Raw genomic sequence first — 17,810 nt, 5'->3', positions numbered from 1 at the left:
CCGATACCGTTCGACGGGTGACCGCTCTCCTGCTGACCCGACGGATGCGGCCGGTGGACCTGTACACCGTGGACGCCCTGCTGGCGGTGGCCGTCGGTGGGCTGCTCTGCCCGTACGCGGCGCTGGAGTCGCCGCTGCACGGCGGCGTACGCGAGCCGCTCTGGGTGTCCGTGCTGGTCGGGATGGCCCTCGGGCTGCCGCTGGCCGTCCGGCGACGGTGGCCGATGACGGTGGCCGTGGTGATCAGCTCCATCGCCACCGTTGCCCTGGTCACCGGGGTGATACCCAACTTCGCGGCCGCCGCGCCGGCGTTCGCCATCGGCCTGTCCTTCTACACGGTGGCCGTCTCGACGCCCACCCGCCGGTCGATGCTCTGCGCCGCCGGTTGTCTCGCGCTGGTGAGCGTCGCCCTGGTGCTGACCGCTGGCGACCTGTGGTCGCGGACCGGCGCGGTCGTCTACGCCGCCGTCATGGTCGCGCCGGCCTGGGTGATCGGCTGGCTGATCCGGGAGCGACGCGCCCTCGCCGCCCGGCAGAGTGACCAACTGATCCGTCAGGCGGCCACCGAGGAGCGGTTGCGGGTGGCGCGCGAGCTGCACGACGTGGTCGCGCACACGCTGAGCCTCATCGTGGTGAAGGCGGCCGTCGCCAACCACGTCGCCGAGGCCGACCCCCGCGAGGCGGGGGCCGCGCTCCGCGTCATCGAGGAGACCGGCCGGACCGCGCTGACCGACGTGCGGCGGGTGCTCGGCGTGCTGCGCGAGGACAGCCCGTACGCGCCGACGCCCGGGCTGGACGAGTTGCCGGCCCTCGCCCGGCAGGCGGCGATCGGCGGCGTCGACGTACAGCTCGACGTGCGGCGGGACGAGCCGGCCGGCGCGGTGCCGGAGTCGGTGGGCCTCGCGGTGTACCGGATCGTGCAGGAGGCGGTGACGAACGTGGTGAAGCACGCGGCGCCGGCCGCCTGCCGGGCCACGGTGACCGTCCTGCCCGACGAGGTGCGGGTGGAGGTGACCGACGACGGCCAGCGGCCGGTCCTGATCGGCGGGGAGGGGCACGGGTTGATCGGCATGCGGGAACGGGTGGCGTTGCACGGCGGGGACTTCCGCGCCGGCCCGCGCTCCGACGGTGGCTTCGTGGTGACGGCCAGCCTCCCCTACCGGGTGGCCGCGTGATCCGCGTGCTGATCGCCGACGACCAGGCGTTGCTGCGCGGCAGTTTCCGGCTGTTGGTCGATCTCAGCCCGGACTGCACCACCGTCGGTGAGGCGGGCACCGGCGTAGAGGCCGTCGCGTTGGCCGAGCAGCACCGGCCGGATGTGGTGCTGATGGACGTCCGGATGCCGGAGATGGACGGCATCGAGGCGACCCGACGGATCTGCGCCGGCCCGGCGACGGCCGGCACCCGGGTCATCATCCTGACCACGTTCGACCTCGACGAGTACGTCTACGGGGCGCTGCGCGCCGGGGCCAGCGGGTTCCTGCTCAAGGACACCCCACCGGCGGACCTGCTGACCGGGATCCGGGTGGTCGCCGCCGGGGAGGGGCTGCTCGCACCGACGGTGACCCGCCGGCTGATCGACGAGTTCGCCCGGCAGCCGGAGCCGACCCGGCCGCTGCCCCGGCGGCTCGACGGGGTGACCGATCGGGAACGGCAGGTGCTCGCGCTGATCGCCACGGGCCTGTCCAACGCCGAGTTGGCCGCGCACCTCAACCTCAGCCAGGCCACCGTCAAGACGCACGTCGGTCGGCTGCTGACCAAGCTGGCGGTACGCGACCGGGCGCAACTGGTCATCGTCGCGTACGAGACGGGCCTGGTGGGGCCGGGCGGCCTACGCTGAGCGGGTTGCCTACGGGCCCTGGCTGAGCTGGCCGGCTCCTGACCGGGGCGGGGGTCGCAGCCTGGCGACCCCCGCCGGCGCTGTTCAGAAGTGGTACGCGGTCTCGTACTCGGGCACCAGCACCCGGCTGCGCGGCGAGATCCGGCGCACCGCCGCGATCATGTCGTTCAGCCGGGTGCGGTCGGTCGGGGCGACCGGCGGCGGGTTCTGCAACGCCGTCTCGAAGTTGTCGTAGTGCACCGGCACCACGACCTTCGGGTAGTCGAGGCCGGCCAGTAGCCGGGGCAGGTAGTCGCCGGTGGTGGTGGCGTTCTGCATGGCCACCATCGCCACGTCGGGCGCGAGGCCGGTGAGATTCCGCTCGGCGACGTCACTGGCCCCGGTGAAGTAGACCGACGGGCCGCCGTCGACCCGCAGCAGGTAGCCCAGCGTGTCCCCCTCCGGCAGGTCCGCGATGGTGGCCGGCTGCGGCGGCGGGGTCACCCGCACCCCGGGAAAGGCCACCGAGTACGACGGGTTGCGGCTGTGCAGCGAACCGACCACCTCGACGCTGTGGTCGCCGAAGTCCAGCACCTCCCCACCCTTCACGGCGCTGAGCTGCGTCGACGGCAACCCGTACGCCAACCCCAGGTGGTACGCGGTCAGCGTGCCGAACACCCGCGCGCCGGTGCGCTTGGCGATGTACGGCACGTCCATGAAGTGATCCCAGTGGGTGTGCGTGACCAGCACCGTCGTGGCCCGGTCGACGCGCGGGTCGATCACGTCGGCGCGCACGGTCAACGGGGTGTCCGTCCGGAACGCGCCGGTGAACAGCCCGGTGTCGATCCGGCTGAGGAACGGGTCGACGAGAAGGGTGCGGTCGCCGATGTCGACGCGCCAGCCGGCCGTACCCCACCAGCGGAAGCTGACCGCCCCCTTGCGGCGAGCGGCCGGCGTGGGTGCGGTGGTCGAGGGCGCGGCCTGGGCCGGGGTGACGACGCCGGCGGCGAGTCCACCGGCGGAGACCAGGGCGGTGGTGGCGGCGGCGTCGCGCAGAAAGCGGCGGCGGTCGAGACTGGGCATGCGGATCTACTCCCCGTGGTCGGGCGATGTGTCGACCACGAGCCAACCAGCGGCACCGGGCCGCGGTCCAAGATCAAGGGCCGTCGGCTTCGATACGCCACCGGATATCGGCCCTGCTCGGCGGGGGTGCGGCGACGCTCGGAGGTGCGCGAAATCAGTCGCCGCGCAGCGCCTCGACGGCCGTGCGGGCAGCCTCCCCGATGGCCAGGTCCACGTCGATGCGGCGCGGGGTCAACTGCTCGGCGCGGGCGAAGACCGCGATCGCGTACCGGCCGCCGTCGGGGTATTCGGCGACGCCGGCCTCCAGGTGGAACCCGGGCAGGGTGCCGGTCTTTCCGGAGACCCGGACGCCGGGCGGGAAACCGGCGGCCAGCCGGGTCCAGAAGATCTGCCGGGCCATCCAGGTGCGGACCATCGCGCAGGCCGCCGCCGGCCCGGCCTCGTCCCGCCAGATCAGCGTGAGCAGCCGGGTGATCTCCCGGGCGGTGCTGGACGTGGTGTGCGCGGGGTCGAAGACCCGCATCGCCCGGACCCGGTCGGCCGGCAGCGTGGGGAAGATCCTTGCGAACTCCGCCTCGGTCCGGGCGCCCACGTCGGCGAGCATCATCTCGACCAGCTCACGTGGACCACCGAGGACGCGGGTACGGGTCAACCCCAGCTCGACGGCGAGCATCGGCAGCAGGTCCGGGCCGACCCGGCGCAGCAGCAGGTCGGCGGCCGTGTTGTCGGTGACGGACATGGCGAAGTACGCAAGGTCGCGCAGCGACACCTCGGCGTCGTCGGCGCAGCCGGCCAGACCCCACCCACCGAGCCGGTCGGCGGCGCTGACCAGGACCCGCTCGGTCGGATCCAGCTGGCCGGCCTCGACCTGCCGGGCGAACTCCAGCACCAGAAGGATCTTGAAGATCGAGGCGATCACCACCTGCTCGTCGGCCCGCACCCCGATCTCCGGAACGTCGTCGGCTAGGCCGCCGGGGGTCAGGTCGGTGGCGTCCACGTCCACCACGTGCAGGCTGGCCGTCACCCCGACGGCGGCGAAGATGGCCTCGATACGTTCCTCCACGTCCACGCCAGCACGGTATCCAGCGCCGCCGGGGCGGCGCTGGCGTAGGGTCCCGGCCGTGGATCTGCTCCGGCACCTGCGGCACTTCGTGGTGGTCGCACACGAACTGCACTTCGGGCGGGCCGCGGAGCTGCTCGGGATGGCCCAGCCGCCGCTGAGCCAGTCGATCCAGCGGCTGGAACGGGAGCTGACGGTCGAGCTGTTCGACCGGTCCCGCCGCCAGGTACGCCTCACCACCGCCGGTGAGCTGCTGCTCGGCGAGGCGCAGGAGCTGCTCGCCGGCGAGGGTCGGCTGCGCAGCCTGATGGGGCAGATCCGCGCCGGTGAGCTGGGCGTACTCCGGGCCGGGGTGCCACCGGAGACGCCCGCCGTGACGCTGCGCTCGCTGCTGGACGGGCTCACCACCCGGGCGCCCGGCCTGGACGTGGAGCTGCACGAGCTGACCACGGCTGAGCAGGTGCGGATGCTCGCCGAACGGACCCTGGACGTGGGGCTCGTGCATCACCCGGTGGCGGCGGACGGGCTGCGCTTCGGCGCGCCGGTCGACGTACCCCTGGGGGTGCTGCTGCCGCGGACCTCGCCGCTGGCCCGCGGCCGCGAGGTGACGCTCGCGTCGCTGGCCGGTCTGGATCTGGTGGCCGCGCCCCGCGCCACCGCCCCCGGCTGGCACGACCACCTGCTGGCGGTGTGCCGACAGCACGGTTGGCGCCCGGCCCGGGTGCGCCCGGCCCGCAACCCGGAGTTCCTGTGCGGGCTGGTGCTGGCCGGCGGCGGGGTGGCGGTGGAACCGGCGGCGGTGGCCCGCCGGGAACCTCGGATGGCCTGGCGGCCGGTCACCGACGCGCCGCTGGCGAAGCGCACCTCGGCGGCCTGGCCGGACCGGTCGGCGCACCCGGCGGCGGCGATGTTCGGTCAACTCGCCGCGGAGGTGCTGGCCGACGCCGAGCCCACCGCCCCCGCGCCGCCCGCGCCGTCGGTGCCGGCGGCCCGGCCGTGGCCGGTGCTGTTCGACACGACCGGGTGAACCGATCCGCCGTTGCGTTCGTCACCTTCGGTTGGGCGGTGGATCGTCCACCCGGCCGGGTATGGATGACAGGTAACAAAGACGCGAAGGAGCCGCAGTGGCACCCACGATTCCCGACATCAGCCTGAACGACGGCACCACCATTCCGCAGCTCGGCTTCGGGGTGTTCCAGATCGAGCCGAAGGACACCGTCGCGGCGGTGACCACCGCCTTCGAGGTGGGCTACCGGCACATCGACACCGCCGAGATGTACGGCAACGAGGCCGAGGTCGGCGAGGCGGTCCGCGTGTCCGGCCTCGACCGGGGCTCGGTCTACGTGACCAGCAAGCTGAACAACGGCTTCCACCGCCCCGACGACGCCCGCCGGGCGTTCGACTCGACGCTCGCGGCGCTGAAGATGGACTACATCGACCTGTTCCTGATCCACTGGCCGCTGCCGACCCTGTACGACGGCGACTACGTCTCGACCTGGAAGGTGCTGGAGGAGTTCCAGCGCGACGGCCGGGCCCGCTCGATCGGCGTGTCCAACTTCCAGGTGTCGCACCTGGAGCGGCTGGCCGACGAGGCGAGCGTCGTGCCGGCGGTCAACCAGATCGAGGCGCACCCGTACTTCACCAACGACGAGGTCCGCGCCTACGGCCGTGAGCACAACATCCTCACCGAGGCGTGGTCGCCGATCGCGCAGGGCAAGGTGCTCGACGACCCGACCGTGGTCGACATCGCCGAGCAGCTCGACCGGACCCCGGCGCAGGTGGTGCTCCGCTGGCACGTGCAGCGCGGCGACATCATCTTCCCGAAGTCGACCACCCCGAAGCGGATCGAGGAGAACACCCGGATCTTCGACTTCGAGCTGGACGACGCGGCGATGGAGCGGATCACCGCCCTCGACAAGGGCGAGGCCGGCCGGCAGGGCCCGAACCCGGACACCTTCGCCTACCTGCCCGCGTAACGCCCGGGCCGGCGACGGCGCTCAGCGGAAGGGGGCCCGGCCGGGCCCCCTTCCGTGTGAAAGGACCGTCCCCGGCAATGTCGTTCCGCCGCACCACCCCGGCTCTGCTGTCGTTGCTCCTCCTCGGGCCAGCGGGCTGCGCGCCGAGCCAGGCCGCCGAGGCCCCCCGCTGGTCCGCGCCGACCGTGTCGGCCTCGCCGACTCCGCCGAAGCCACGCCCGGCGCCGGCCTCCACCGGCGAGGTCCGCAGCCGGGTGACCGCGGCGATGTTGGACCTGGACGCCCGGTTCCATCCGGAGACGGCGCAGTACACCGACGAGAACACCGAGGCGTGGAAGCTGATATCCCTGTGCAGGGCGAGTCTGCCGTCGGACATCAAACGCACCGCCTACCGGGAGCGGACCTGGGACGGCGAGTCCGTGTGGGTCCGGCAGTACGTGGTCGGCTACCTGAAGGTGCCCGGGCGCAAGCTCGCCGACGAACTGCGGTCGGTGCTCGCGACCTGCAAGCGGTACGAGGTGCCCGACGACGGGCGCACGTCGACGGTCCTGCGGCCGTCGCCCCCGCCGCTGCCGGACGGCCCAGATGTGATCACCTTCTGCGAGCGGCTGAGCGGGAAGGCGATCCGGCACCAGTGCACTCTCGTCCTGGTGCGCGGCAACTTCGTCATGGAGGTGGACGCCGCGGCGAGCAACGGCGACCTGGCGGCCGGCAGCGCGCTGATCGCGAAGATCGCTCCACTCGCGGTGGCCGCCCTGGAGAAGGCCGCCTGAACGCCGCCGCGGGGCGGTCGCCGCTGCTGGCGCGCCCGCCCCTCCCCCCGGCCGGCGACCCCTGCCAGCCTCCGCGGTCAGATGCGGCCCACGGAGTCCTGGTTCTGCAGCACCAACCAACGGCCGTGCTGATACGTGTAGCTGACCCCGATCAGCAGCGGCACCCTGGTGCCGGTGGCCGGCACCGCGTAGACGGAGTCGAACAGCACGAAGCCCGTCTGGCAGCCCACCACAGTCTGCTTCGCCACGCTGAAGGACTGGGTCCACGAGTCGTCGGCGAAGAACCCGCGTAGCCAGTCCACGGTGGCTCGTTTGCCGTCGAGCACCTCCCCGTCGGAGGCGAAGACGGAGGTGACATCGGGGTGCAGCAGCGCGGCGAAGCCATCCAGGTCACGGCGCGCGGTGGTCTCCACGTACGCGCGGACGGCGCGGTCGAAGGCGCGCTCGCAGCCGCGGGCCGCCGCGTCCCCGGTTGTGGTGTCGGCCGGGCTCGGGGTGGCGGCCGACACCGCGGCCGGAGCCGAGGCCAGCAGACCGGCGGTGAGCCCGACCAGGGCGATCGTACGGCCGAGCCGGCCGGCGGGACGGGCGAAGGCAGGTGGGCGCATCGGTTCTCCTCAGGACGAGTGGTTGTGCCGTCGCAGCCAACCTGACCCGACGCGCAACCGGCCAGTGATTCGAGCCAGCTCGAATGCGGACCACACATCGATGCCCCCGCTTGTACGATCCGCGCTGTGATGGTCGCGCATCTGGACGGTTCGAGCCTCGCCCGGCTGCGGTTGGCGATATCGCCGGCCTCGGAGGTGACGTCCTGGCTGCGGGCCGCGCTGTCGCGCTTCGGGCACCCGGTGCACGGCGATCCCGGTCCGGCCGCCCGCGCCGCGCTGCGGCACCCCGACGTGGCCCTGGTCGCGGAGCTGGTGACACCGCCCGGTCGGCTCGGCTACACGCCGGACCTGCTCACGCCGAAGCCGCCGCTGGGCCCGCTCGACGCGGCCTTCGAGCAGCAGTTGGCGGCCACGGCCGCGACGGCCGCCGACGACGTGGCGGTGCAGGTGAACGAGCGGTTTCCGGCGGGCGGGATCCCGGCGCGGGTCCGCACGGCGGTCGAGGACGGCACCCTGGCCCGGCGGGTCACCAACGGGCTGCGCCACTTCTGGAGGGCCGCGCTCGCCGAGCAGTGGCCAGTGGTGCGGACCACGCTGGAGGCTGAGCTGGCCCTGCGGGCCACCACGATGGCCACCGCCGGAGTGGGCAGCATGCTGAACGGCCTGCACCCGAAGGTCGGCTGGACCGGCAGATCGTTGACCATCGACAGCTCGTACCGGATCACCACGGCGCTGACCGGCGCGGAGCTGGTGCTCGCGCCGTCGGCGCTGGCCTGGCCCCAGCTCTCCACCCAGCTGTGCGACGAGGGCAACGCCGTGCTGGTCTACCCGGTCGGCGCCGGGCCGACGGGCCAGCGCCGCGCGGATCGGCTCGGTGACCTGGTCGGTGCGAGCCGGGCGGCGATCCTGGCGGACCTGGACGTACCCCGGTCCACCGGGCAGCTCAGCGAGCGACACCGGTTGGCCCCGGCCACCGTCTCCTACCACCTGGGGGTGCTGCTGCGCTCCGGCCTGGTGGTGCGCACCCGGGAGCGCCACAGCGTGCTCTACCGGCGGTCCGACCACGGGGACGGGCTGGTCGGCTGCCGTTCAGGTCAGGAGCCCACGCGCTCGGCGATCCGGCGGAACACCGCCTGAGTCGGCGAGTCGGGCTCGGGGACGTAGACGATCAGCCGCTGCTCGGTCTCCGGCACCAGCAACACCCGGCACTCGAACTCCAACGACCCGAGGTGGGGATGCGGCACCCGCTTGATCAACGGACGCCGCTCCTCGACGTCGTGCTCGGCCCACAGCCGGGCGAACCGGGGCGAGGTGCCGAGCAGTTCGGTGACCAGCTCACGGATCGCCGGGTCGGCCGGGTAGCGGCCGTAGGCGGCGCGCAGGTCCGCCACCGTGCTCTGGAGGAAGCAGCGTGCGTCCGCGTCGGTCCAGTGGGCGTCGGTCACCGGCTGCCGGAACGTCCAACGGATCATGTTGCGGTCCGCGTCCGGCACGGCCGCGAGATCACCCACGAAGTACGTGGCCAGCCGGTTCCAGGCCAACACCTGGTACGCGGCGTCGACGAGGTACGCAGGAGTCTCGGTCATCGCGTCGAGCAGGTGCCGCAGCCCGGGGGCGACCTCCCGGCTCGGGCCGACGGTCGGTGGCGGGTTCTCCCCGGCGATCCGGAACAGGTACTCACGCTCGTCGCGGGTCAACAGCAGCGCCCGGGCCATCGAGGCGAGCACCTGCCGAGACGGGTGCGGGCCGCGGCCCTGCTCCAGCCGGATGTAGTAGTCGATCGACATCCCGGCGAGCTGGGCGACCTCCTGCCGGCGCAGCCCCGGGGTGCGTCGGCGTTCGCCCTCGGGGAGCCCGACCTCGGCGGGCCGCAGCCGGGCGCGGCGGGTACGCAGGAACGCCGCCAGTTCGTCACGCCGCAGGCCGCTGCTCGTCATGCCCCCAGCATGCCTCGGGCTGGTCCGGCCAGGGTGGTACCACCGATCCCAGCCTCGGCCCGGCTCTCCCCGCACGCCGTCGGCGCGGACACGCTCGACGGCATGACGAACATGACCGCCCTGATCACCGGGGCCAACAAGGGGATCGGCTTCGCCACCGCCCGGCAGCTCGGCGCCCTCGGGATGACAGTGCTGGTGGGCGCCCGGGACGCCGAGCGCGGACGGGCAGCCGAGCGGGAGTTGCGCGACGGCGGCGCGGACGCGGTGTTCGTGCCACTCGACATCACCGACGCCGAGTCGGTGACGGCCGCCGCGAAGCGGGTGGAATCGGAGTACGGCCGACTCGACGTGCTGGTCAACAACGCCGGCATCATCCTCGCCGACGGTGCGCGGGGGCTACCCAGCGAGACGACCGTGACGACGCTGCGCCGGCTGTACGAGACGAACGTCTTCGGGGTGGTGACGGTGACCAACGCGCTGCTGCCGCTGCTGCGCCGCGCACCGGCCGCCCGAATCGTCAACGTGTCGAGCGAGGTCGGCTCGATCGCGGTGATGACCGACCCGAACGGCGCGCTGTTCGAGCTGACCTCCGTGCCGTACCCGTCGTCGAAGGCGGCGCTGAACATGCTCACCGCGATGTACGCCAAGGAGCTGCGGGACACCCCGATCAAGGTGAACGCGGCGAACCCGGGCTACTGCGCCACCGACCTGAACGGCAACAGCGGCTTCCGCACCGCCGAACAGGGCGCCGAGGTGAGCGTGCACCTGGCGACCCTGCCGGCCGACGGGCCGAACGGGCTGCTCTGGGGCTTCCAGATGGACGCCGGCGGTGGATACGGCGTGCTGCCCTGGTGACTGAGCGCTTGACCTGGAGTGCGCTCCAGCCGGCAGGGTGACCTGTGCGCCCACCGGTAGGGCGCACGAGAGGAGATCCCCATGCGGTACCGCACGATCGGCGCTGACCCGGCGACCCGGCGCGAGGTCAGCGTGCTCAGCCTCGGCGCGATGCTCTTCGGCAGCGCCACCGACGAGGCCACCTCGTACGCGATCCTCGACCGGTACGTCGAGGCCGGTGGCACGTTCATCGACACGTCGGACAACTACGCGTTCTGGGTGGACGGCGGGCAGGGCGGGCAGAGTGAGGAGCTGCTCGGCCGGTGGCGGCGCAGCCGGGGCGTCGGCGCCGAGATCGTCATCGCCACGAAGCTGGGCGCCCGACCGTTGGCTCCGGGGACCAGTTACCTGGACAACGCCGAAGGGCTCTCCGCCAAGGTGATCCGCGAGTCCGCGGAGCGCAGCCGGGAACGGCTCGGGGTGGAGCGGCTGGACCTGCTCTACGCGCACATCGAGGACCGGACCGTGCCGCTCCAGGAAACCGTGGAGGGCTTCGCCGAGCTGGTCGCCGAGGGCACGGTGGGTCTGCTGGGCGCCAGCAACCACCGGGCCTGGCGGGTGGAGCGGGCCCGCGCGTTGGCCGCCGCCGCCGGCCTGCCCGGGTACGAGGTGCTCCAGTACCACCGCAGCTACCTGCCGAACCGCACCGACCTGGTCAGCGAGCTGGACCCGGACGGCGAGCCGGGCGGCGTCAGCGGTGACCTGCTCAGCTACCTGCGTGCCGAGCCCAAGCTGACCCTGGTGGCGTACTCGCCACTGCTCAAGGGGGCGTTCACCCGGGCGGACAAACCGCTCAGCGCGGCGTACGACCTGCCGAGCGCGCCCCGGCGACTGGCCGCGCTGCGGGAGGTGGCCGGGCAGAGCGGCGCCACGGTCAACCAGGTGGTGCTCGCCTGGTTGCTCGGCGGTGAGCTGCCGTCCATCCCACTGGTCGGCGCCTCCTCGGTGGCGCAACTGGAGGAGAGCCTGGCAGCGGTCGACCTGGAGCTGACCGCCGAGCAGCGGCACCGCCTCGACACCACCTGGTGACCTGTCACCAGCCGCCCCGCCGACCTCAGCTCACGGTCGGTGGGGCGGTCAGGTCGAGCTGCCAGTCGTTGGCCCGCATCATCCGCCCCGGCGGGTATTCGAAACCGGTCTCGCCGAGCAGCGTGAAGCCGGCCTTGCGACACACCGCGTTCGAGGCGGGATTGTCGACCGAGGGGTAGGCGTGGGCGTAGTGCCGGTCCCGTCGGGCGCGAGCGGCGTCCAGCACCGCGCGCACCGCCGCCGTGGCCAAACCCTGCCCCCGGTACGCGGGCAGCACCGCCCAGCCCAGCTCGTACACCGGTTGGTCGCGCCACTCGCGGGCCCAGTAGCCGACGCTGCCCGCCCGTGCCCCGTCCGGCAGCACCAGCGTGAACATGCAGCCCTGCCCGGTGCCGGAGAAGCGCACGTACCGGTCGTGCCGGGCGAGCACCTGCTCGTCGGTCTCCGGGCCGCCGGTGTGCTTGCGGGTGTCCGGTGAGTTGAGCTGCCGCAGCAGGTCGAGGTCGTCCTCGTGCCACGGCTCGATGCGTACCTGTGCCATCCCACTCCCCCGTTCGTCGAGACCCCAGTCAAGCCGATCCCACCGACATTCCGCCCCGAAACCGGGCCCGCTAGATCGGATCTAGCGGGCGCCGGTCGTCACCTCGCGCCTTCAGGATGGAAGGGGGTGGCCATGACACCGTTGCGGATCGCCGTGATCGTCGGCAGCACCCGGGAGGGGCGGGTCGGCGACCGCCTCGCCCACTGGTTCGTCGAGCAGGCCGCGCGGCACGACGACCTGGCGGTGACGGTCGTTGACCTGACCGAGTACGACTTCCCGGCCAGCTACCCCGCCGAGCCGACCGCGTCCATCCGGGCGTTCGTCCGCGAGGTGGGTCGGGCGGACGGGTTCGTCGTGGTCACCCCCGAGTACAACCACAGCTTCCCGGCACCCTTGAAACAAGCCATCGACTACGCGTACGACGAGTGGCAGGCCAAACCGGTCGGCTTCGTGTCGTACGGCTGTCGGTCCACCGGCCTGCACGCGGTCGACCAGCTCCGTACCGTCTTCACCGCACTGCACGCGATGACGGTGCGCGACGTCGTCGGGATCGACCTGCTCGCCGGCGAACCGACCGCGCAGTGCACCGACGAGCTGCGCCGCGACGTCGGCGTCCTGCTCGACCAGCTGCGCTGGTGGGGTCTGGCGCTGCGCGACGGCCGGGCGGCTCGACCCTACGTCTCCTGAACACGTCCAACACGAAAGGTAAGGATCATGAGTAGACGCACCACCGGTCTGGCCATCGAGGCCGAGGGTCTCACCCGCTCGTTCGGGGACACCCGGGCCCTGGCCGGCATCGATCTCCAGGTGCCCGCCGGCACCGTCTACGGTCTGCTCGGCCCGAACGGCGCGGGCAAGACCACCGCGGTCCGGGTCCTCGCCACGTTGCTGCGACCCGACGGCGGCTCGGCCCGGGTGTTCGGGCACGACGTGCTCACCGAGGCCGACAAGGTCCGTTCCCGGGTCAGCCTCACCGGCCAGTACGCCTCCGTCGACGAGGACCTGACCGGTACGGAGAACCTGGTGCTCCTCGCCCGCCTGCTCGGCCTGCGCAAGCCGGCCGCTCGGGAGCGGGCGGCGACCCTGCTGGCCGCGTTCGGGCTGACCGAGGCGAGCGACCGCCAGGTGAAGAAGTACTCGGGCGGGATGCGACGACGCATCGACATCGCCGCCAGCATCCTGAACACCCCGGATCTGCTCTTCCTCGACGAGCCCACGACCGGCCTCGACCCGCGCAGCCGCAACCAGGTGTGGGAGATCGTCCGGGCCGTGGTGTCGCACGGCACGACGGTGCTGCTGACCACCCAGTACCTCGACGAGGCCGACCAGCTCGCCGGGCGGATCGCGGTCGTCGACCACGGCCGGGTGATCGCGGAGGGCACCCCGGGTGAGTTGAAGTCGTCGATCGGCTCCGGCACCGTCCACCTGCGACTGCGCGATCCCGGGCAGCGGCCCGAGGCGGAGCGGGTGCTCCGGGAGGCGCTCGGCGTGCCGGTCCAGCTCGCCGCGGATCCGGTGGCGTTGACCGCCCGCGTCGGTGAAGCCGGCACCGACCTCGACGCCAGCGCCCAGGCCGCTCGCGTGCTCAGCGACCTGGCTCGCGCCGGCATCGTGGTCGACAACTTCTCCCTCGGCCAGCCGAGCCTCGATGAGGTCTTCCTGGCCCTGACCGACCACCCCGCCGTGCCGACCGACGAGCGCGACGACGAGCTGGAGGCAGCCCGATGAGCGACACCACGACCACCACGACCGAACGGGCGCCGTCCGTCTACGTCCCGTCCGCCGAGGCGCTGGCGACAGTGCTCGCGCCCGGTGCCCGACCGCCCCGGCCGAGTGCGCTGGGCGCGTCGCTCACCTTCGGCTGGCGGGCCATGCTGAAGATCAAGCACGTGCCGGAGCAGCTCTTCGACGTGACCGCGTTCCCGATCATCATGGTGCTGATGTTCACGTACCTGTTCGGTGGCGCCCTCGCCGGCAGCCCGCGCGAATACCTGCAGTTCTTCCTGCCCGGCATCATGGTGACCAGCGTCGTCATGATCACCATGTACACCGGCATCGGCCTCAACACCGACATCGAGAAGGGCATCTTCGACCGGTTCCGGACGCTGCCCGTCTGGCGCCCAGCCGCCCTGGTCGGCATGATCTTCGGCGACGTGCTGCGCTACATCCTCGCCGCCGTGGTGATCCTGGGCCTCGGGCTGGTGCTCGGGTTCCGGCCCGAGGGCGGGGTGGTCGGGGTCGCCACCGGGATCGGGCTGCTGGTGGTCTTCTCGTTCGCGTTCTCCTGGGTGTGGACGTTCTTCGGGCTGATCCTGCGCAGCGAGAAGTCGGTGATGGGGGTCAGCATGATGGTGCTGTTCCCGCTGACGTTCCTGAGCAACGTCTTCGTCGAGCCGAGCACCATGCCCGGCTGGCTCCAGGCGTTCGTGAAGGTCAACCCGGTGACGCAGCTGGTGGCCGCGATCCGGGGAGCGATGAGCGGCGACTCCGACCCGGCGGCCACCATGTGGCTGCTGCTGTGGAGCGCCGGCTTCGTCCTCGTCTTCGGCACCCTGACCATGTACAAGTACAACCGCCGCTGAACCCGGCGCTCCTAACCCCACCCCCACCCCCACCCCCGCGATCTTGCACTTACTGGCCCGATAAAGGTGGCAAATCCACCTGAACCGGCGACCGAAAGTGCAAGATCGCGCAGGGGTGGGGGTGGGGTCAGAGCCGCCAGGGCAGCGGCTCGGGCGGCAGGTAGCGGCAGGTGCTGCCGGTGGAGACGGAGTCGCGCAGGTGGCCGGCGAGGGCCGGGTGTCGGTCGTCGAGCTTGCGTAGCGTGTCGCGGATTCGCGCGGTCACCGTCTTGCGGGCCCGTTCGGCCTCGTCGCCCAGGCGGCGGCTCCGGCCGGCGAGGCCCGCCGCGGCACGCAGCTCGTCGAGCAACGCACCCCGCTCGGCGTCCAGCCTGGACACCTTCCGGTCGTCGTCGCGGGCGGCAGCCCGGTCGATCTCCTCGTCGAGGCGGGCCAGGTGCCGCCGGTAGCGGGCCTTCGCCTCGTCGTCGAGGACCGGGTCGGCGCCCATCCGGCGGGCGGCCACCAGCTCCGGCCCTGCGGTCGGGTCGAGCAGTTCGACCGCCGGTACGTCGCTGCCCGGGCGGCTGAGCAGCAGGTGCAGGTCGTGCAACCCCTTGGCGTCGGGCAGGTGCACCACGACACCGTCGTACGCGAGCTGCCAGACCGGCCCGTCGCGCCGAAACTCGTACCCCTCGATCGCAGCCGCGACCGGCGCGACCTGGCCGGGCGCGACAACCTGACCCGACCCAGCAGCCCGGACCAACCCGACGGCCTGGCCCGAGCGGTCGGCGTCGGCGGCCGTCGGGTCGGCGAGCCAATGGAGCACCTGCGTCATGCCGAGCGCGGTCGCCTCCTGGGCGACGGCGGCGCGCAGCGCGGTCAGCGTCGCGGTGTCGCCCGGCTGGCCTCGGCCGGCCAGGGCGTTCGCGAGGCCGGTGCGGGCGAGCAGCGACCAGGGCCGGGAGCCCAGCCGATCGGCGGAGTCACGGGCGGCGGCGAAGCCGACGATGGCGTCGTCCCAGCGTGCCTGGGCGGCGTCGATCAGCGCCAGCCAGTGGTCGACGGGGCCACTGATATCGCAACCGAAAAGCCCCACCGTCCACTCTCCACGGTGCGGGGTCAGCGCGGCCCGCGCGGCGTCGCAGCGCTTGGGGTCGGCGGACGCGGCGGCGACCTGCGCGCGTAACCGTAGCCAGAGCGGTGACACCGGGCGCGGGTACCGGATGCCGGCGGCCTCGATGCCGGCGGTCAGCCGGATCGCCGTCTCGCCGTCGCCCCGCTCGGCCGCGGTGATCGCCCGCAGCAGCTCCCGGTAGGGGTAGTCGGTCGGGGCCAGCCCGTCCACGAGCGCGGCGGCCTCGGCGACCCGGCCCTGGAGCAGCAGCCGGGACCAGCGAAGGTGATGGCCCATGAACCCGAACTCGATGTGGCCCGGGTCGGTCTGGTCGGTGAGGACGGCGAACCGCTCGTCGGCCCTGGCGAAGTCGCCCCGGAAGGCCGCGATGATCCCGCTGTCGACGGCGGCGGCCATCCGGTGCCGGGCGAAGTCGCCCTCCCGTTCGGCCTCGACGAAGGTGGTGAGCTCCTCGGCGAAGCGGGGGTCGCCCAACTCCAGCAGCGCCACCCAGCGCAGCGAGGTGGCCCACAGCTCGGTCTCCCGGTCGCCCGTCCGGCGGGCCACGTCCCGGATCTCGGCGGTGAGCGCGGCTCGGGTCGCGGCGGTGCCGAGCCCCCAGGTCGTGTCGTGGCGGGCCCAGAGGCTGAAGGTGAGCGCCTCGTCGTCCTGCCCTCGACGGGCGATCGTCTCGCTGGCGGTGATCAGGTCGGCGACCAGGGCGCCGACCGTCGCGGTGTCGCCCGGTTCGCCGATCAACCGGCGGTACGCCTCGCGCACCAGCTCTGCCGCCTCCATCGACTGGGCGGTGTCCACCTGGCGGGAGCGGTTCACGGTGAGCGCGACCCGGGCCAGCAGCACCGGGTCGTCGAGTGAACGGGCCAGCCTGGCGGCCTCGGTCAGTAGTCGCGTGACCTCTTCCCGGCCGGAGTGGTGGTAGTGCGACTCGGCGAACTCGACGAGGATCCGTACTCGTTGTGCCGGGTCCTCGACGACCTCGAGGGCTCGGCGAAAGTGCACCGCCGCCTCGTCGCCGGCCAGTCGGGCGAACGCGTCCCGGCCGGCGGCGACCAGCAGCGTGGCCACCCGGGCCCGGTCGAGCGCGGGGCCGGCCAGGTAGGCGTGGCGGGCGAGGTCGGCCGGGATCAGCCGATCGGTGAGCTCTTGCAGGTCGTCGACCGCCCGGACGACCGCGCCGTGCCGGGCCCGCCGGTCGTCGTCGGTCAGCCCGTCGTAGAGGGTTTCGCGGACCAGGTCGTGGGCGAAGGCGAAGCGGCCACCGCCGCGGGCGATCACCAGTCGGGCGGTCACCGCCCGGTCGAGCAGCCGGTCGACCTGCGCCGCCGGTGCGGCCGCGCAGGCCGCGAGGACCTGACGGTGGAACTCGCGGCCCAGCACGGCGGCGACGGTCAGCGCCTCGACCACGGTGGCGGGCAGTTGGGCCAGGCGGCGGCGCACCGCCTCCCGTACGCCGGGTGCGATCGTGCCGACCGCGTCGTCGGCGTGCCACAGCCGTGCGGTCTGCTCGACGAAGAACGGGTTGCCGCCGGTGCGCCGGTGCACCTCGTCGACCAGGCTGGCCTCGGGCTCCCGGCCGGCGGTCCGGGTCATCAGTGCGGCCACCTCGTCGCGGGTGAAACCGGTGAGGGTGATCGTGGTGGCCTTCGCGACCAGCGGCATCAGCAGCGGGCGCAGCGGATGCTCGCCCGAGTCGACCTCGGCGTCGCGGTAGGTGCCGATCAGCAGGAGCCGCTCGAACCAGGTGTGCTGGGCGGCGAAGCTCAGCAACCGCAGTGAGGCCGGGTCGGCCCAGTGCAGGTCGTCGAGGACGACCACGACCGGCCGGTGCTGAGAGACGGCGACCAGCGCGGCGGTCACCGCGTCGTACAGCGCGAACGCCTCCTGATCGGCGACGTCCGGGCCGGGGTCGACGCCGGCCCAACTGACGAGGCGGCCGGTCTGCTCGCCGTCGGCGCCGGACTGGCCGAGCAGGGCCGCGAGGGCCGGCTCGGCGGATTGCCGCGCCACCGCCCAGTCGTCGGCGGAGCGCCGCAGGGCACGCAGCACCTGCACCCACGGCCAGTAGCCGGGGGCGCTGTCGGAATCCCAGCAGGCGGCACCGAGCACCAGCGCGCCTCGCTGCCGGGCCTCCCGGGCCGCCGACGTGACGAGGGTCGTCTTGCCGATGCCCGGCTCGCCGGTGACCAGGACGAGACCGCCGTGGCTGGTGGTGGCGCGATCCAACTCGGCGCGCAGCAGGCCCGCGGGGTGATCCCGCCCGATGATGGCGTCGCCGAGCGCGTCCATGGTTTCCAGACGGTACTGGAACCGTCCGACAGCGCGGGCGGGTTAACCGGCCGAACGCCTCGCGGGGTGTGGCCCTTCTGCTGGCTTCGGGCCCTGTGGAGCTGA

General features: G+C 72.9%; 17 protein-coding genes. 11 read left to right on the top strand and 6 right to left on the bottom strand.

The features are described 5' to 3' along the window. The first annotated feature begins 17 nt into the window (after positions 1 to 17). Positions 18 to 1,175, top strand: a complete 1,158-nt coding sequence (locus tag AC5L30_RS17545; protein WP_494868464.1) for a sensor histidine kinase — start codon at positions 18 to 20, stop codon at positions 1,173 to 1,175. Then, entirely contained in the window at positions 1,172 to 1,840 is a 669-nt protein-coding gene (locus tag AC5L30_RS17540) for a response regulator (protein ID WP_494868463.1), read from the top strand. The genes AC5L30_RS17545 and AC5L30_RS17540 overlap by 4 nt, the downstream gene beginning before the upstream one ends. A gap of 84 nt (positions 1,841 to 1,924) precedes the next feature. On the opposite strand, the gene AC5L30_RS17535 is transcribed toward AC5L30_RS17540, so the two are convergent. Then, a complete protein-coding gene (locus AC5L30_RS17535; RefSeq protein WP_494868462.1) occupies positions 1,925 to 2,902 on the bottom strand; it encodes an MBL fold metallo-hydrolase in 978 nt (325 codons plus the stop codon). Between the two features lie 154 nt (positions 2,903 to 3,056). Next, a complete protein-coding gene (locus AC5L30_RS17530) occupies positions 3,057 to 3,971 on the bottom strand; it encodes a serine hydrolase (RefSeq protein ID WP_494868460.1) in 915 nt (304 codons plus the stop codon). 52 nt (positions 3,972 to 4,023) lie between these two features. On the opposite strand from AC5L30_RS17530, the gene AC5L30_RS17525 reads away from it, so the two are divergent. The 3 genes from AC5L30_RS17525 (at position 4,024) to AC5L30_RS17515 (ending at position 6,711) form a co-directional block, all read left to right on the top strand. Beyond that, on the top strand, positions 4,024 to 4,989 hold the full coding sequence (locus AC5L30_RS17525) for a LysR family transcriptional regulator (RefSeq protein WP_494868459.1): 966 nt from the start codon (positions 4,024 to 4,026) through the stop codon (positions 4,987 to 4,989). A gap of 97 nt (positions 4,990 to 5,086) precedes the next feature. Next, entirely contained in the window at positions 5,087 to 5,938 is an 852-nt protein-coding gene (locus AC5L30_RS17520; RefSeq protein WP_494868458.1) for an aldo/keto reductase, read from the top strand. A 77-nt stretch (positions 5,939 to 6,015) separates the two neighbouring features. After that, complete coding sequence (locus AC5L30_RS17515) at positions 6,016 to 6,711, top strand: hypothetical protein (protein WP_494868457.1); 696 nt, start codon at positions 6,016 to 6,018, stop codon at positions 6,709 to 6,711. Between the two features lie 77 nt (positions 6,712 to 6,788). Here AC5L30_RS17515 and AC5L30_RS17510 read toward each other — a convergent pair whose 3' ends face one another. Beyond that, positions 6,789 to 7,319 carry a nuclear transport factor 2 family protein gene (locus AC5L30_RS17510; protein ID WP_494868456.1) on the bottom strand — a complete coding sequence of 177 codons (531 nt, stop codon included), beginning with the start codon at positions 7,317 to 7,319 and terminating at the stop codon, positions 6,789 to 6,791. Between the two features lie 129 nt (positions 7,320 to 7,448). Between AC5L30_RS17510 and AC5L30_RS17505 the strand changes: the two genes are divergently transcribed. Continuing rightward, a complete protein-coding gene (locus tag AC5L30_RS17505) occupies positions 7,449 to 8,456 on the top strand; it encodes an ArsR/SmtB family transcription factor (RefSeq protein ID WP_494868598.1) in 1,008 nt (335 codons plus the stop codon). Here the strand turns inward: AC5L30_RS17505 and AC5L30_RS17500 are convergent. Next, the gene (locus AC5L30_RS17500; protein ID WP_494868454.1) at positions 8,414 to 9,256 is read right to left on the bottom strand and encodes a helix-turn-helix transcriptional regulator; all 843 of its coding nucleotides are present in this window, start codon (positions 9,254 to 9,256) and stop codon (positions 8,414 to 8,416) included. The genes AC5L30_RS17505 and AC5L30_RS17500 overlap by 43 nt on opposite strands. Before the next feature lie 102 nt (positions 9,257 to 9,358). On the opposite strand from AC5L30_RS17500, the gene AC5L30_RS17495 reads away from it, so the two are divergent. Then, complete coding sequence (locus AC5L30_RS17495) at positions 9,359 to 10,111, top strand: SDR family oxidoreductase (protein ID WP_494868453.1); 753 nt, start codon at positions 9,359 to 9,361, stop codon at positions 10,109 to 10,111. An 81-nt stretch (positions 10,112 to 10,192) separates the two neighbouring features. After that, complete coding sequence (locus tag AC5L30_RS17490; RefSeq protein ID WP_494868452.1) at positions 10,193 to 11,179, top strand: aldo/keto reductase; 987 nt, start codon at positions 10,193 to 10,195, stop codon at positions 11,177 to 11,179. Between the two features lie 25 nt (positions 11,180 to 11,204). Here AC5L30_RS17490 and AC5L30_RS17485 read toward each other — a convergent pair whose 3' ends face one another. Beyond that, positions 11,205 to 11,720 carry a GNAT family N-acetyltransferase gene (locus AC5L30_RS17485; protein WP_494868451.1) on the bottom strand — a complete coding sequence of 172 codons (516 nt, stop codon included), beginning with the start codon at positions 11,718 to 11,720 and terminating at the stop codon, positions 11,205 to 11,207. Positions 11,721 to 11,852: 132 nt separating this feature from the next. Between AC5L30_RS17485 and AC5L30_RS17480 the strand changes: the two genes are divergently transcribed. Genes AC5L30_RS17480 through AC5L30_RS17470 form a run of 3 tightly spaced genes read left to right on the top strand, consistent with a single transcriptional unit; the run spans position 11,853 to position 14,302 of the window. Beyond that, positions 11,853 to 12,407, top strand: a complete 555-nt coding sequence (locus AC5L30_RS17480) for an NADPH-dependent FMN reductase (RefSeq protein WP_494868450.1) — start codon at positions 11,853 to 11,855, stop codon at positions 12,405 to 12,407. A gap of 27 nt (positions 12,408 to 12,434) precedes the next feature. Continuing rightward, on the top strand, positions 12,435 to 13,448 hold the full coding sequence (locus tag AC5L30_RS17475) for an ATP-binding cassette domain-containing protein (protein ID WP_494868449.1): 1,014 nt from the start codon (positions 12,435 to 12,437) through the stop codon (positions 13,446 to 13,448). Further along, a complete protein-coding gene (locus AC5L30_RS17470) occupies positions 13,445 to 14,302 on the top strand; it encodes an ABC transporter permease (protein WP_494868447.1) in 858 nt (285 codons plus the stop codon). Before AC5L30_RS17475 ends, AC5L30_RS17470 begins: the two co-directional genes overlap by 4 nt. Positions 14,303 to 14,429: 127 nt before the next feature. Here the strand turns inward: AC5L30_RS17470 and AC5L30_RS17465 are convergent, their stop codons facing one another. After that, positions 14,430 to 17,705 carry an ATP-binding protein gene (locus tag AC5L30_RS17465; protein ID WP_494868446.1) on the bottom strand — a complete coding sequence of 1,092 codons (3,276 nt, stop codon included), beginning with the start codon at positions 17,703 to 17,705 and terminating at the stop codon, positions 14,430 to 14,432. Positions 17,706 to 17,810 lie beyond the last annotated feature (105 nt).

The sequence above is a fragment of the Micromonospora sp. BQ32 genome (genome assembly GCF_059358895.1).
Note: the sequence above shows the minus strand (reverse complement) of the source record. Positions and strands in the feature narration are given on the sequence as shown.